Origin of the sequence: Streptomyces venezuelae, assembly GCF_008642295.1 — a bacterium.
Classification (GTDB): Bacteria; Actinomycetota; Actinomycetes; order Streptomycetales; family Streptomycetaceae; genus Streptomyces; species Streptomyces venezuelae_C.
This window is the reverse complement of sequence record NZ_CP029190.1, coordinates 958,200-972,426: the sequence shown is the minus strand read 5'-3', so window position 1 is coordinate 972,426 and position 14,227 is coordinate 958,200. Positions and strand designations below refer to the sequence as shown.

The 14,227-nt window shown below is 72.9% G+C and carries 11 protein-coding genes; 7 read left to right on the top strand and 4 right to left on the bottom strand.

The window, feature by feature from the left end:
- The first annotated feature begins 44 nt into the window (after positions 1-44).
- The gene (locus DEJ50_RS04380; protein ID WP_150206135.1) at positions 45-1,289 is read left to right on the top strand and encodes a cytochrome P450 family protein; all 1,245 of its coding nucleotides are present in this window, start codon (positions 45-47) and stop codon (positions 1,287-1,289) included.
- Here the strand turns inward: DEJ50_RS04380 and DEJ50_RS04375 are convergent, their stop codons facing one another.
- The 4 genes from DEJ50_RS04375 to DEJ50_RS04360 form a co-directional block, all read right to left on the bottom strand.
- A complete protein-coding gene (locus tag DEJ50_RS04375) occupies positions 1,290-2,831 on the bottom strand; it encodes a molybdopterin-dependent oxidoreductase (RefSeq protein WP_150211893.1) in 1,542 nt (513 codons plus the stop codon).
- Positions 2,832-2,970: 139 nt separating this feature from the next.
- Positions 2,971-4,635, bottom strand: coding sequence for a hypothetical protein (locus DEJ50_RS04370; RefSeq protein WP_150206133.1), 1,665 nt, complete (start codon positions 4,633-4,635; stop codon positions 2,971-2,973).
- A gap of 69 nt (positions 4,636-4,704) precedes the next feature.
- Positions 4,705-7,074: an alpha-N-acetylglucosaminidase gene (locus DEJ50_RS04365; protein WP_223837590.1), complete on the bottom strand. Its 2,370-nt coding sequence runs from the start codon at positions 7,072-7,074 to the stop codon at positions 4,705-4,707.
- Between the two features lie 11 nt (positions 7,075-7,085).
- Positions 7,086-8,765, bottom strand: a complete 1,680-nt coding sequence (locus tag DEJ50_RS04360) for a ricin-type beta-trefoil lectin domain protein (RefSeq protein WP_223837589.1) — start codon at positions 8,763-8,765, stop codon at positions 7,086-7,088.
- Between the two features lie 190 nt (positions 8,766-8,955).
- On the opposite strand from DEJ50_RS04360, the gene DEJ50_RS04355 reads away from it, so the two are divergent.
- The 6 genes from DEJ50_RS04355 (at position 8,956) to DEJ50_RS04330 (ending at position 14,225) form a co-directional block, all read left to right on the top strand.
- Complete coding sequence (locus DEJ50_RS04355) at positions 8,956-9,597, top strand: TetR/AcrR family transcriptional regulator (RefSeq protein WP_150206131.1); 642 nt, start codon at positions 8,956-8,958, stop codon at positions 9,595-9,597.
- A gap of 17 nt (positions 9,598-9,614) precedes the next feature.
- On the top strand, positions 9,615-10,535 hold the full coding sequence (locus DEJ50_RS04350) for a serine/threonine dehydratase (RefSeq protein ID WP_150206129.1): 921 nt from the start codon (positions 9,615-9,617) through the stop codon (positions 10,533-10,535).
- A gap of 143 nt (positions 10,536-10,678) precedes the next feature.
- Positions 10,679-11,041 carry a hypothetical protein gene (locus DEJ50_RS04345; protein WP_150206127.1) on the top strand — a complete coding sequence of 121 codons (363 nt, stop codon included), beginning with the start codon at positions 10,679-10,681 and terminating at the stop codon, positions 11,039-11,041.
- Positions 11,042-11,161: 120 nt separating this feature from the next.
- Entirely contained in the window at positions 11,162-12,496 is a 1,335-nt protein-coding gene (locus tag DEJ50_RS04340) for an ABC transporter substrate-binding protein (protein WP_150206125.1), read from the top strand.
- Between the two features lie 59 nt (positions 12,497-12,555).
- Positions 12,556-13,377 (top strand): carbohydrate ABC transporter permease, encoded by an 822-nt coding sequence (locus DEJ50_RS04335; protein WP_223838063.1) that lies wholly within the window; start codon positions 12,556-12,558, stop codon positions 13,375-13,377.
- Complete coding sequence (locus DEJ50_RS04330) at positions 13,374-14,225, top strand: carbohydrate ABC transporter permease (protein ID WP_150206124.1); 852 nt, start codon at positions 13,374-13,376, stop codon at positions 14,223-14,225. The genes DEJ50_RS04335 and DEJ50_RS04330 overlap by 4 nt, the downstream gene beginning before the upstream one ends.
- Positions 14,226-14,227: the final 2 nt, after the last annotated feature.

Sequence of the window (14,227 nt, the reverse complement as noted above, 5' to 3'; positions counted from 1 at the left end):
CCCGTACTTGTTCAACTCGGATACCACCCTGCACTGTTGGCCGAATGACGGATGAATCAGAGCCGCACCGGATCGACCCGGCGGGTGGCTGCCCCCACGCCCTCAACGCGGAGCTGCTGGCCCGCGGCGCAGTGGCGGAAGTGGTCCTCCCCGGCGGAGTGCCGGGCGCCGTGGTCCTCGGGCACGAGGCGCTCAGGGAGTTCCTCGCCCACCCCGATGTGGCCAAGGACGCCCGGCACTTCACCGGACTCCAGGACGGCACCGTCCCAGCCCAGTGGCCGCTCCGGGTCTTTGCCCACGCCCAGGGCATGCACACCGCCGACGGCGCGGACCACCGCCGGCTCCGCTCCCTGGCCGGCAACGCCTTCACCGCCCGCCAGGTGGAGCAGCTCCGCCCGCGCATCGAAACCCTCACGGCCGAGCTCCTCGACGACCTCGCGGAGGCCGCCGCCACCGGCGACGGCACGGCGGACCTCCGCCGCCACTTCGCCCTCCCGCTCCCGATGAGCGTGATCTGCGAACTCCTCGGCGTCGACCCCGAACACCGGGGCCGCCTCCACGAACTGTCCAACAAGGTCATCGTCGCCACCGACACCACCCCGGCCGAGGCCATGGCCGCCGTCCGTGAACTCGTCGAACTGATGGGCACGATCGCCGCGGCCCGCACCGCCGACCCCGGCGAGGACCTCACCAGTGCGCTGCTCGCCGCCCGCGCCGCCGACGGCGACCGGCTCAGCGAAGCCGAACTGATCGGCACCATGCGCCTGATGCTGGTGGCCGGCCACGAGACCACCCTCAACCTGATCACCAATGCGGTCCGGGCCCTGTGCACCCACCCCGACCAGCTGGCCCTGGTCCGGTCCGGCAAGGCGAGCTGGAACGACGTGGTCGACGAGACCCTCCGCTGGGACGGCCCGATCAGCTGGTTCCCGTTCCGCTACCCCACCCGCGACCTCCACCTGGCCGGCACCGTCATCCCGCAGGGAACCCCGGTCCTGGCCGGCTACACCGCCGCCGGCCGCGACCCCGAGGCCTACGGCCCGGACGCCGACCGCTTCGACCTCACCCGCCCCATCACGGCCCGCAACCTCTCCTTCGGCCACGGCGCCCACTACTGCCTCGGCGCCCCCCTCGCCCGGCTGGAGGCCACCATTGCCCTGGAACACCTCTTCGCCCGCTTCCCGGACCTCACCCTCGCCGCGCCCGCCCCCACCCTTCCCCACCAGCGCAGCTTCATAGCCAACAGCGTCGACTCCCTCCCGGTCCGCCTGACCCCGCCGGCCGGCTGACTAGGGGGTGGGGCGGGCCGGGACGCGGACCGTGATCGTGTGCCAGCCCGTTGCCCCGTCCGGGACCGTGCCGGACCGCTTGCCCGTCTGCGGGGTGCCTGTGCCGTCCGTGGCGCGGGCCTCCAGGGTGTGGCTGCCCGGCTCCGCGTCCCATTCCCACACCCACTGCCTCCAGGTGTCGATGCCGACCGGGTCGGCCAGCCGGGCCTGCTGCCAGGGGCCGCCGTCCACCCGTACCTCCACCCGGTCGATGCCCCGGTGCTGGGCCCAGGCCACCCCGGCCACCGGTACCCGCCCGGGGGCCGGCTTCGCGAACGGGCGCGGGGTGTCGATCCGTGCCTGGGTCTTCACCGGGGCACGCTCTGCCCAGCCCCTGCGCACCCAGTACGCGTCGTACTCCGCGAAGGTGGTCAGCCGCAGCTCGCGCAGCCACTTGCAGGCGGACACGTACCCGTACAGCCCGGGGACCACCATCCGCACCGGGAAGCCGTGGGAGAAGGGCAGCGGCTCGCCGTTCATGCCGATGGCAAGCAGGGCGTCCCGGCCGTCCAGCACGGTCTCGACGGGGGTGCCCAGGGTCATCCCGTCCACCGACCGGGCCACCAGCTGATCGGCCGGCCCGCCCTGGGACGGCGGGCGCACCCCGGCCTCGCGCAGCAGACCGGCCAGCGGTACGCCGAGCCAGCGCGCGTTGCCCACGTACGGGCCGCCGACCTCATTGGACACGCAGGCGAGGGTGATGTCCCGTTCGACCAGGGGGCGGGCGAGGAGCTCGGCGAAGCTCAGGGTCAGCGGGCGGTCCACGCCGGTGCCGTGGATCCGCAGGGACCAGGTGTCCGCGTCGACCCGGGGCACCACCAGCGCGGTGTCCACCCGGTAGAAGTCCGCGTTCGGGGTCAGGAAAGGGGACAGGCCGGGTACGCGGAGATCGGCGCCGGCCGGTAGCGGCGGGGCGGGGGAGGCGGGCGGCGGCAGCCGTACCGCGGACCGGGACGCGGTGGCCCCGGCCGCGCCGAAGGCCCCGAGCCGCCGGCCGGCCAGCCCGGCCCCGGCGGACACCGCGAGGGCGGCTGCGAGCAGCCGGCCGAAACCGCGCCGGTCCAGGGCCCAGGCCCCGCCGGTACCGGGCTGCCACCAGGCGGGCCGGGGCCGGCGCAGAGCCGTGGCCAGCAGCAGGAGTACGGCGGCGGCGACCGCCCCGCCGGCCAGGGAGGGCAGCGCATCCCGGGCACCCGCCTCGGGCCGGCTCAGTGCGGCAGCCGCTCCGATCAACCCGAAGGCACCGGCCACCGCAACCCCGGCTGCGCGGCGCCGGACGGCCAGCATCCCGGCCGCGGCGGCCACACAGGCCAGCAGGACCACGACCCCGGTGAGCAGCACCGCCTTGTCGGCGGTGCCGAACTGGCGGATCGCCCAGTCCTTCACGAAGGCCGGCGTACGGTCCACCACGGCGCCGCCGACTGCGGTGACGGGACTCGACTCAGGCCGGGCGGCTGCGGCGGTCAGCTCCGCGGCGCACAGCCCGGCGAACCCGGCCGCCAGCCCGGCGACCGCACCGAGCCACCGATTCGGCTCCGCCGTCGGCTCCGGTTCCGGCCCTGCTGTCGGCTCCGCTTCGGAATCCACGCCTGATTCTACGGCGGGAGCGGCTGCGGCCACCGGCTGCCGCCACCGGCCGCGGCTACTGGCCCGTGCCCTCGTCCGGGGCCGGCACCTCGGGCGCGGGCGCCTCGGGCTGCGGCGGGGGCGGGGCGACCGGTTGTGGTTCGGCCGGCGGGGGTGGGGGAGGGTCGGCCGGCGGGGGCGCGACGGGCTGGGGCTCGGCGGGCGGGGGCGCGGGCGCTTCCGGCGCCGGCGGGGGCGGGGCGACGGGCTGGGGTGCTTCGTGTTGGGGTTCGGGTGGCGGGGGTGCCACGGGCTTGGGCGCCTCGTGTTGGGGTTCGGGTGGGGGTGGCGGGGGTGCCACGGGCTTGGGCGCCTCGTGTTGAGGCTCGGGTGGGGGTGGGGGAGGTGCCACGGGCTTGGGCGCCTCGTGCTGGGGTTCGGGCGGGGGCGGCGGAGGGGCGACGGGACGCTCCGGCGGCGGAGGCGGCTCCTCGTGCTGGGGCTCGGGCGGCGGGGGCGGGGCCACCGGCTGGGGTTTCACCGGCGCAGGCTCGTCCGGAGGGCGGTCGGCGGGCGGCGGCTCGGCGGGACGCGGTTCCTCCTGGGGTGGCTCCGCCGGAGGCCGGTCCTGTGGAGGCTGGTCCTGCGGGGGCTGGTGCTCCTGGGGAGGCTCGGCAGGCCGTGGTTCTTCCGGGGGAGGCGCGACGGGCTGGGGTTCCGCGGGTGGCGGAGCGGGAGCGTCCGGCGGAGGGTCGGCGGGCAGCGGCTCCACGGGCGCAGGCTGGTTCGGGACGGGCTCATTCGGTGCGGGCTCGGCCGGCACAGGCTCATTCGGTGCGGGCTCGGCCGGAGCCGGTTCGTTCGGTGCGGGCTCGTCCGGTGGGTGTTCGGCGGGCTGTTCCACCGGCGCCGGCACGCCCGGCGGCTTGTTCGGTTCGGGCGTGTCGGACGCACTCCACACCCACGTCCCCACGCCCACCAGCGTCAGCAGGCCGACGGACGCGATGATCCCGGGGACACCGCCGGGGAAACCCCGGGCCACAGCAGCGATCAGAGAACCCGCGCCCGACTTCACGGCGCCGACGGCAGCTGCCCCGGCGGACAGGACCGCCCGCCCGTTGTCCCTGATCGCCGGCCAGGCCGCGTTCCACAGGTTCGCCGCGCCGTTGCGGACGGCGCGGGCCCCCTGCATCAACCCGTTCGTGCCCTTGTCCACCACACCCCTGACCCATTGGACGGGGCCGCTGTTCCACAGACTCTGCGCGGCCGACGCCAGACGGCTCTGGGGGGCGGCGCCGGCGGCCTGGCGGGCCTCGCTCACCGCTTCCGCGGCCTGGGCCGAGGCCGCTTGCGCCTGGCTCACCTGCTGGAAGACCTGCCGGTTGTTGAGGGCCCGGTCGTAGGCCTGGCGCACGCCGTCGAGCTCGGCCCTCTTGTCGTACAAATCCCCCTCGGCCCGCTGCCACATCCTCATGGCTTCTCTCAGCACGGACCGTGCCGGATCCCCGGACGGCAGATCTCCGATCTTCTGCATGCGATCGAAGTTGTGGGCCGATTGCACCTTGAGCTGGGCGATCTCGGCTTCCAGCTGCGGAATCCAGTTTCTGACCCCCGTGGCCCGTTCGATTCGCTCAGCGAGCTGCCCCAGCTGCTCCGGATTGAGCTGTTTCAGGTCCTCGACGCTGAGGGTTCTGTTGCGCAACTGCTGGTACGACATCTCCAGCAGTTCCTCTGGGGTCATGATCGATCACCCGAGCGGGAATTTCTGCAGGTTTTGCACAAACCACCCTTCGCCGCCCACCGCCCCGTGTCAAGAGTCCAGCGTCCGGGCGATGCCCCGGGCCAGGGTGTACGGATCCCCGGCCGGTTCGGTGGCGTGCCGGGTGGTCCGCCGGGCCCAGGACTCCTCGTAGGCGTACCAGTCGATCTCCCGCGGCGCCGTTCCCTCGGACAGCGCCTCCTCCAGCGTGGCGAAGTACACCGCCCACCGCGGCGCGTACAACTCCGAGATCAGCCCCGACCATTCACGGTTGGCGTAGTCGTGCAGGAAGCCGCCCTCGCTCGTACTGTGCCGGCCCCACACGCTCAGGAGCGCCCGGGCGTCGTACTCGTACCGGTCCTGCTCGGCCGTGTCGGCACCCCAGGAGCGGGCCGCCGTCAGCCAGCCGCCCAGCAGGAAGTTCGGGTCGGATCCGGTGAGCGCATTCAACTGCCGCTCGTGCTCCGCCCATTCGGCCGTCAGCGTACGGAACCTGGCCAGGCTCTTCTCCTCGTACGCCGTCTTGATCTGCGGCAGCAGCACCCGCGAGTGGTTGGCGAGGGCCTGCCGTGCCGTGTCCACCAGGTCGAACCGGTACGCACTGGAATCCCGCAACTCCGGTGCCACCGCCAGCAGATGGTCCAGCGCCCGGCGGACATGCGCGGCCGGGTAGCGCATCGCCTTGGGGCTCCAGTGGGCCGCACCCACCGCCGTCAGGCTCGGCCGCGCCGTGAACAGGCTGTCCTGGGACTCCGACCACAGCCCCGAAGAGGTGCTGTACGGGCCCAGCCGCAGCTCCTCCCAGGCCGCCGCGGCATCGGGGTCCGGCCGCCCGTACCGGCGGGCCGCGAAATCCGCGAACCACCGCTTCTGATCCACCGGGCCCGGCTCCCACGCCAGATCGGTGAACAGGTCGAAGGCCGCCGGATTGGTCCCGGTCGCCTCCGGCATGTACGCCGTCCCGCGCAGCGCACTGGCGGCCTTCCCCCGCCAGGCCTCGAACCGGTCGATCCACACCGAGGTGTTGGCGCCGATGGTGGTGTGCCCGCCGAAGTTGTAGATGGTGCCGATGGCGTACGGCGTACCGCCCCAACGGGCCTCCCGGTCCAGCCGGTTGTACCGGTCGGACAGCCCGTCCAGGATCAGCAGCTTCGAGGTGTCCACCCCGGCGAGCAGCTCCGCGGTCGGGTCGTCCTGCCAGCCCAGTACGGCCCACAGGGCCCCCGGATGCGCGGCATGGAGCGCGGTCTGCACCGCTCCCGCGGCGGCCCGGACGTCCACCGTCCCGGTCTGCCCGCCCTCGTGCAGCGGGCTCATCCGGTACATGGCCGAGTCCCCGAACGCGGTCCGCTGCTCGGCGTAGTAGGCGGCGGCGAGCCGGGCGAACACCGGTTCCGTCGGATCCAGCCAGTCGGGCCGCTCGAACCCGGCCCAGTCGCCCTGCGGGATCACCGAAGCCGAGCCGTTGCGTGCGGAGAAGCCCGGCGGGACCGTGCCGAAGTAGCCGGGCAGGACGGGGGTCATGCCCAGACCGCGGAGCTGGTCGGCGATCTGCCGCCCGAGCGTGGCGCGGGCGGTCAGCAACCGCTCGCTGACCGGGCCGCCGAACCCGGTCAGGTTCTGCAGCAGCCACCAGCTCTGATGCGCGGGTCCGGGGATCCACTCCAGCAGTTCCGCGGCCGTGTACCCGAAGCCCTGCAGGGCCCGGAAGTACGGGTATTCGGCTCCGGCCTGCACCAGCACCTCGTTGACGCCGTGCAGGGCGAGCAGGTCGATCTGCCGCTGGTGCTCGGCGAAGGAGCGGTACGCGCCCGAGTAGCCGTCGTCGGTGTCGTTGAGCGCGTACCGGTGCGGCACCAGCGCGCTGCGGCTGACCGGTGCCGGTACCGCGGGCAGCACCTCGGGAAGCTCGCCGAGACTGTCGCCGGGCCAGCCGATGTCGGCCCCGGCCACATGCTGGAGGTACCAGCCGACCCCGGTGAGCTGGGTGGCCGGGGTGTTGCCGTGGACGGTGATCCGGCCGGCCGTGCCGGACACCGTGAAGGTGTCCTGGCCGGCCGGGCCCGCGGGGCCGGGCTCCAGGACGAACTGGGCGGCCTGGCGCGGCAGCAGCCGTTTCAGGGCGGCCTGCGCCGGAGTGTCGTCGAAGGCGGGCACGGCGGGCGCAGCCGGCACGGCGGGCGCCGGTACGCGGGCGGCTGCCCCGAGGCACAGCGCTGCCAGCATGGCCAGCGCCGCGGCCAGGGCACGCTGCGCGACCGGTGCGGCCCGTCGTGCCGTGTGCCCGCCCTCGCCGGGGCTGCCGGCTCCGTCCAGGCAGGGCGGACCCCCGTCGCCCGGGGGCACGCCCGCCCGCCCGGCCGCGGTACGGGTCCGTCGGGCCGTCAGCCCGACCATGAGACGGGCCATCAGGCGAGCCATCAGGCGGGCCATCAGACGGGCAGGGACCACAGCTGGTTGACCGCGTGGTCGCCGCACGGCCGGAGCGCCAGCCGGGGCGCAGTGGCGTCCGGTACGGCCGGGGCGGCCGGAGCGTCCAGGCAGAGCTCGCCGCCGTCCGCGACCAGGGCCCCGTCGCGGCGGTGCGTCCAGCGCTGCCCGGCCGCGTCCCCGGTGCAGTCCGCCAGGGCCACCGCGCCGTCCGGGCCGGCCGTCAGGCAGTCCCCCAGCAGCCGGACCGTCCGGTCGTGCCCGAGGACCCACCGCTGGTCGGGGCCGCCGGTGCAGGCCGACATCACCACCGCCCCCACCCCGGTGGTGTTCTCACCGTCGGCGCACTTCATGCCCTCACCGGTGATCTGCCCGGTGGGCACGGCCTCGGCGCAGCCGCGCGGGCTCAGCCGCCAGACGGCCGTGCCGTGCGCCGGGACCTGCGCGGTCAGTGCCCTGGAGACCTCGGCCGTGGCGCCGGTCCACAGGTCGGTGGCGTCCACCGTGCAGGAGTGCAGGCCGATGCCGGTGAGCGGCACCGACGCCTCCCGGGCGGTGCCGGACCGGTTGAGCACGGCGACGGCCCGGTCCCCGTTCGCCAGCGGCCGGGCGAGCACGTCGAAGGTGCCGTCGGTGGAGACCACCGCGCCCTGGCGGCCCATCGGGTCCTGGTCGAGGGTGATCAGGGCGTCGTTCTTGAGTGCGGCCAGACCCGCCTCGCCGATCTTCCCGACCTCGGAGGACAGGATGAACGGGGCCGCCATCATCGCCCACAGGGCGACCTGGCTGCGGCTCTCCTCGTCGGTGAGCCCGGGCGCGCCCGCGATCAGGAAGTCCGGGTCGTTCCAGTTGCCGGGGCTCGCATAGCGGCCCAGCCAGCGGTTGTAGCCGTAGTTGCCGAGCACCGAGGCCCAGCGCGAGGTGGCCGGCGCGGCCGGGTTGTAGACCTTGATGTCCCGGCCCTCGCGCCACAGCTGCCCGGTGTCGCCGACCCAGCCGATCACCTTGTGCCAGTCCGGGCCGCCCCATTCGCCCTGCTGGAAGTAGGCGGGTGCGGAGGCCGAGAGGATCATGTCGCGTCCGCTGGCGCGCAGCGCCCGGGCGACCGAGTGGTAGGCGTCGCGGTAGGCCTGTTCCTTTGTCTTCCCGGGCGGCACCCACATGTTGCAGCCGTCCATCTTGACGTAGTCCACCTTCCAGGAGGCGAACAGCCGTGCGTCCCGGTCGAAGTGGTCGTCGCCGCCGCCGTCCGGGGTGCCGCTGCCCGGATAGCGCTCGCAGGTGAGGAACCCGGCGTCCTGGTAGATCCCGAACTTGAGCCCCCGCTCGTGCAGGTACTCGCCGAGCCAGGCCATTCCGCGGGGGAACTTCACCGGGTCGGCCACCAGGTTGCCCTCCGCGTCCCGGCTCTTGGTCATCCAGCAGTCGTCCACGGTCACCGTGTCGTACCCCTTGGCCGCCAGTCCGGTGGCGACCAGGGCATCGGCGTTGGCAAGCACCTTCTGCTCGTCGATGTCGCACATGTAGTGCGCCCAGTTGTTCCAGCCCATGGGCGGGGTGAGGGCGAGGGGGGTGTCCGAGGTCGCGGTGGGCTCGGCCACCGCCGGGGCGGCGGCCAGGGACACGGCGATCAGGGCGGCGGCGGTGAGGCTGCCGGAAAGCGCACGCAGGCGAGACGGCACGGAATCTCCTTGACGTGGGGGCGTCGTGCGCTCAGTGCAGCGAGGCGATTACCCACTGTCAATGCATGTCTGCACTCTCCGGTGGATAACCACCGAATGGGCGGCGGTTTCGTCACACGAACGAGTTGCTACGCCGTATGTGATGACGTATGTGACGCCGTCTGTGACAGCGTCTGTTACGGTGTATCTCATGCCGAGGACATCCAGCGCCCTGGACCGCGCCACCCCCGAGGTCATCGCCGCCGCCGCCCTCCGCCTCATCGACGAGGAAGGGCCCGGTGCCCTCAGCTTCCGGACCCTCGCCGACCGCCTCGGTGTCTCGCACGCCACCGTGCAGCGGCGCTGCACCGACCTGGCCGGCCTGCTCGACCTGTGCACCGAACACCTGGCGGCCCGGCTCCCCGGGGTGCCGGCCGGCACCGGCTGGGCCGAAGCGACCGAACAGCGGTTCACCGGGCTCTACCGGTTGCTCACCGCCCACCCCGGACTGCTCACCCTGCGCGGCGGACGGCCCTGGATGGGCCGCCAGTTGCTCGCCCGGCTGGTCGAACCGCAGATCGCCGACAGCCTCGCCGCCGGGATGACCCCGGCCCGGGCCATGACCGTCTACCGCCGCCTGTACCTGCTCACGCTCGGCAGCGCCGCCTTCGTCGACCACCGCGACCCGGCCGGCGCCACCGCCGTCACCCGCACCGCCCTCGCCGCCCTCGACCCCGAGGAGTTCCCGGCCCTCACCGCGGACCCGGCCGCCCTGCTGCCCGTACTGACCGACCACGAGGTCTACCACGGGGCCCTGCGCCAACTGATCGAAGCCGCCCGCCCCGCCTCCTGAACGAAAGGCCCGCCCGGATGGAACAGCAGCTCGACCCCGCAGCGATCCGCGCCGCCGCCCGCCGTATCGCCGGCCAGGTCCGCCCGGTCACCGTCGCGCCCGCCGCCGACGGCCTCTGGTACGCACTCGAACACCTCCAGCACACCGGCTCCTTCAAGGCCCGCGGTGCCCACAACTTCCTCGCCGCCCACGCCGAGGCCGGAGCACTTCCGGAGGCCGGGGTCACCATCGCCTCCGGCGGCAACGCGGGACTCGCCTGCGCCTGGGCGGCCCGTACCCACGGCATCCCCGCCACCGTCTTCCTCCCCGTCAACGCCCCACGGGTCAAGGTCGAACGGCTGCGCGGTTACGGGGCCGAGGTCCGGCTCACCGGCGACCGGTACGCCGAAGCCCTGGCCGCCTGCCGGGAGTTCGCGGCCGGCAGCGGCGCCCTGAGCAGCCACGCCTACGACCACCCGCTGATCGCGGCCGGCGCCGGGACCCTGTTCGAGGAGATCCGGACCGCGCTCCCCGGGCTGGACGCCCTGGTCGTGGCGGTCGGCGGCGGCGGTCTGTTCGCCGGACTGGCCACCGCCGCCCGCGCCCACGGCGTACGCATCCTCGCCGCCGAGCCGGAGCACTGCCGGGCCCTGAACGCGGCTCTGGCGGCGGGCCGGCCGGTGGACGTCCCCGTCGACTCGGTGGCCTCCGACTCGCTCGGCGCCACCCGGGTCTCGGCCGATGCCCTGCGTGCTGCCCAGCACCCGGACGTCGACTCGGTGCTGGTGCCGGACGAGGCGATCACCGCCGCCCGGCGCGCCCTGTGGGAGGAACACCGGCTTGTGGTCGAGAACGGCGCGGCCACCGCACTCGCCGCCCTGCGCACCGCACCCGTACCGCCGGGCAAGCGCGTTGCCGTCGTGCTGTGCGGAGCCAATACCGACCCGTCCGGCCTCTGAGACCCGGCCGGGTGCGGCACCGGTCCCCGGCAACGATCGTCGCCGCACCCGGCGACTTTGGAGGACAGCATCCGGCCCCGTCCGTTTGCCAAGGTCGACCTGTCCGGCGGGGTGCCGGGCGGAGCGACCGGAAGGACGGGAACGTGGCTGCGCGCAAGGGGTGCCTGATCGGCTGTGGGGTGGCACTGGTGGTGGGGACAGGACTGATCGCCGCACTGGTCTTCGGGGCCGTCAAGGTCCTCGACGCCGCCGACAAGACCGTGGTCGACCCCGCCGTCTACGAGGCGTTGCAGGTCGGCCAGCCCGAGGCCGAGGTCCGCGGCAGACTTCCGTCCGGGGAGACCTTCCTCAAGTCGGCGCTCAAGGAGGGCGGTCCGGCCCAGCCCGAAGGCACCCAGTGCTCCTGGTTCATCTCCGGCGCCGACAGCAAGGTCGGCGAGGAGAGCGTGTACCGCTTCTGCTACCGCAACGGCACGCTCGCCGAGAAGGTCCAGTACCGGTTGTAGCGGACCTCCGCGCATTCCCGGCCACCGCAACCCCGGCCTCGTTGACGGGGTCCCGGGTTGTGGCGAACGTGGGCGCAGCTCTCCGGCGGAGTCGCCGGGGACCACCGGGAGGCGACACTGATGACGCGTTCGCAGGTGATCCGCACGGCCCTCGCCGCGGGAACGGCGGCCGGCCTGCTGGCCGCCCTCTCCGCCTGCGGGATCGGCGGCCCGGAGCAGGTGAGGGAGGCGGAGCGCACCGGAAAGGTGGCCGGCGAGATCACCTTCCGCACGCTCCAGCTGAAGCCCGCCTTCACGGGCTACGTCCAGGGCGTCATCGACGCCTTCGAGCAGAAGTACCCCCAGGTCGAGGTCACATGGGAGGACGTGCCGGGCGACGGCTACAACGAGAAGCTGGTGGCCGACGCCCAGGCCGGCGCCCTCCCCGACGTGGTCAACCTCTCCACCGACTCCTTCCAGCTGCTCGGCGACCGCGGCATGCTCGCCGATATCGCCCGGCTGGACGGGGCTCTCGCCCGGGACTACGTACCGGGCGCCTGGGAACAGTTCCGGCTCCCGGGCAAGGGCGAGGGCGTGTACGCCTACCCCTGGTACGTGACCCCCGAGATCCTCACGTACAACAAGGACCTGTTCGCCAAGGCCGGCCTGGACGCCGGCAAACCGCCCACGAGCGTCGACGAGTTCTTCGACTACGCCGAGCGGATAGCCGGAGCCTCCGGCGGACGCTTCGCCGCCTTCATGGCCGATCCCAAGGGCCGGCTGCCCGGGGACTGGCAGAAGATGGGCATACCGATCCTGAACGAGCGGCAGGACGCCTTCACCTTCGACACCGACCGGGCCGTCGCCTGGGTCGAACGGATGAAGGAGCTGTACGCCATGGGCGCCATGCCCAAGGAGTCGCTGACGAAGTCGGACGACGTCAACCAGCTCTACGGCAGCGGCAAGATCGTCTTCGGGCCGGGCTCCCCGGGCTTCGTCAAGGACATCAAACGGAACGCCCCGCAGGTCTACGACCGGACCCAGGTCGCCGGAGCCGTCACCGGCAGCCTCGGCCACATCGGGATCTACGCCCAGTGCCTCGGCATCCGCAAAGACACCGAACACCTGGACGCGGCCACCGAGTTCGCCAAATGGGTCACCAACGGCCCCAATCAGGTGGCGTTTTCGAAGCAGGCCACCATCTACCCGTCCAATGCAGCGGGCCTGGCCGACCCGTACTTCTCCGACCGGGGCGACGGCACGGACGCCGAGACCCTGGCCCGCGCGATCGGCGCCGAACAGCTCAAGACCGCGGCCCTGGACGCCAACACCCCCGTCCAGTGGACCAACCAGGTCGGTGACGCGGTGGTCCGCGAGGTGCAGAAGGCCATCAAGGGGGAGCAGGACGCGAGGACGGCCGTCCGCAAGGCACAGGAGGCGGCCAACCGGCTCCTGGCCGACGCGGCGGAGCGGTGATCCGGCGCACTTCGCCCGTCCGGTGGGCCCCGTATCTGTTCCTCGCCCCCGGCCTGGCGATGGTGGCCCTGTTCTCGCTGTGGCCCTTCGTCAACACCGTCATCCTGTCCTTCACCGATGCCCGGATCCTGCAGGGCGGCCGGTTCGTCGGCTTCGACAACTACACCCGCGCCTTCGCCGACCCGGACTTCTGGACGGCGGCCTGCAACAGCGTCCTGTACCTGGCCGTCGTCGTACCGGCCCTGGTGCTGCTGCCGCTGGCCCTCGCCGTCCTCGTCCAGAAGGAGGTCCCCGGCATCGGGTTCTTCCGTTCCGCCTTCTACACCCCGGTCATCGCCTCCGCCGTGGTCGTCGGCCTGATCTGGCAGTGGGTGCTGCGGAGCGACGGCCTGGTCAACACGGTCTTCCGGCGGCTGGACCTCATCTCCCAGCCCGTCCCGTTCCTGACCGACAGCACGCTGCTGCTGTTCTCCGCCATGCTGGTGACCGTATGGAAGGGCCTGGGCTACTACATGGTCTTCTACCTGGCCGCCCTCGGGAACGTGCCCGCCTCCCTGTACGAGGCCGCCGCCCTCGACGGCGCCGGCCCGGTCCGCCGGTTCTTCAGCATCACCGTGCCCCAGGTGAAGCCGATGATGCTGCTGGTGGGCACCCTCTCGGCGATCTCCGCCCTCCGGGTGTTCACCGAGGTCTACATCCTCGGCGGCGAAGGGGGCGGCCCCGGCGGCGGTGCCCGCACGCTGCCCTTCCTGATCCGGCAGGTGGGCCTCGGCTTCGCCGGGGAGACCGGCTACGCCGCCGCCATCTCCCTCCTGCTGTTCCTGCTGACCCTGGTCTTCAGCCTGCTGGGCCGCCGCCTCTCGAAGGGAGACGAGGAATGAGGCGGACGGGGCGGATCGGTCGGATCGGTCGGATCGGTCGGATCGGGCGGGCCGGCCGGTACCTGACCCTGCTGCTGGTGCTCGTGGTCATGCTGGGCCCGATCGTCTGGCAGTTCCTGACCTCCCTCCGGGGCCGCACCGAGAACGTGTACGACGGGATGTTGCCCGCGCAGCCCACCCTCGACAACTACGTCCGGGTCGCCGAGTCCTTCCCGCTGCTCCAGTACACCGGCAATACGCTCATCGTCGCGGCGCTCGCCGTCACCTCGAACCTGCTGTTCGCGGCCATGGGCGGCTACGCCCTCTCCCGGCCCGGGTGGAAGGGCCGCAAGGCCGTGTTCACCGTCCTGGTCGCCACCCTGATGTTTCCGTTCGAATCCGTGATGATCTCGATGTTCCTCACCATCCGCGGAATGGGCCTGGTCGACACCCTCATCGGGGTCTGGCTGCCCGGAGCGGTGTCCGTCCTCAACATCATGATCATGCGGGCGGCCTTCCTCGCCGTCCCCCGGGAGCTCGAGGAAGCGGCCGTGCTGGACGGGGCCGGCGAGTGGGCCCGTTTCACCCGGGTGTTCCTCCCGGCGGCCAAGGGCTCGCTGGCCGTCGTCTGCATCACCAGCTTCATGGGTGCCTGGGACGACTTCCTCTGGCCGCTGCTGGTCCTCACCGACAGCGAGCACTACACCCTCCAGCTCGGCCTGAAGTCCCTGGCCGGCGCCACCACCGTCAACGACCAGCGGCTCATCGCGGCCGGTGCCATGGCTGCGCTGCTGCCGATGATGCTCCTCTTTTTCGCCCTCCAGCGTTTCTTCTTCAAGGGCGTCGGCGAAGGCGCCGTCAAACTCTGATC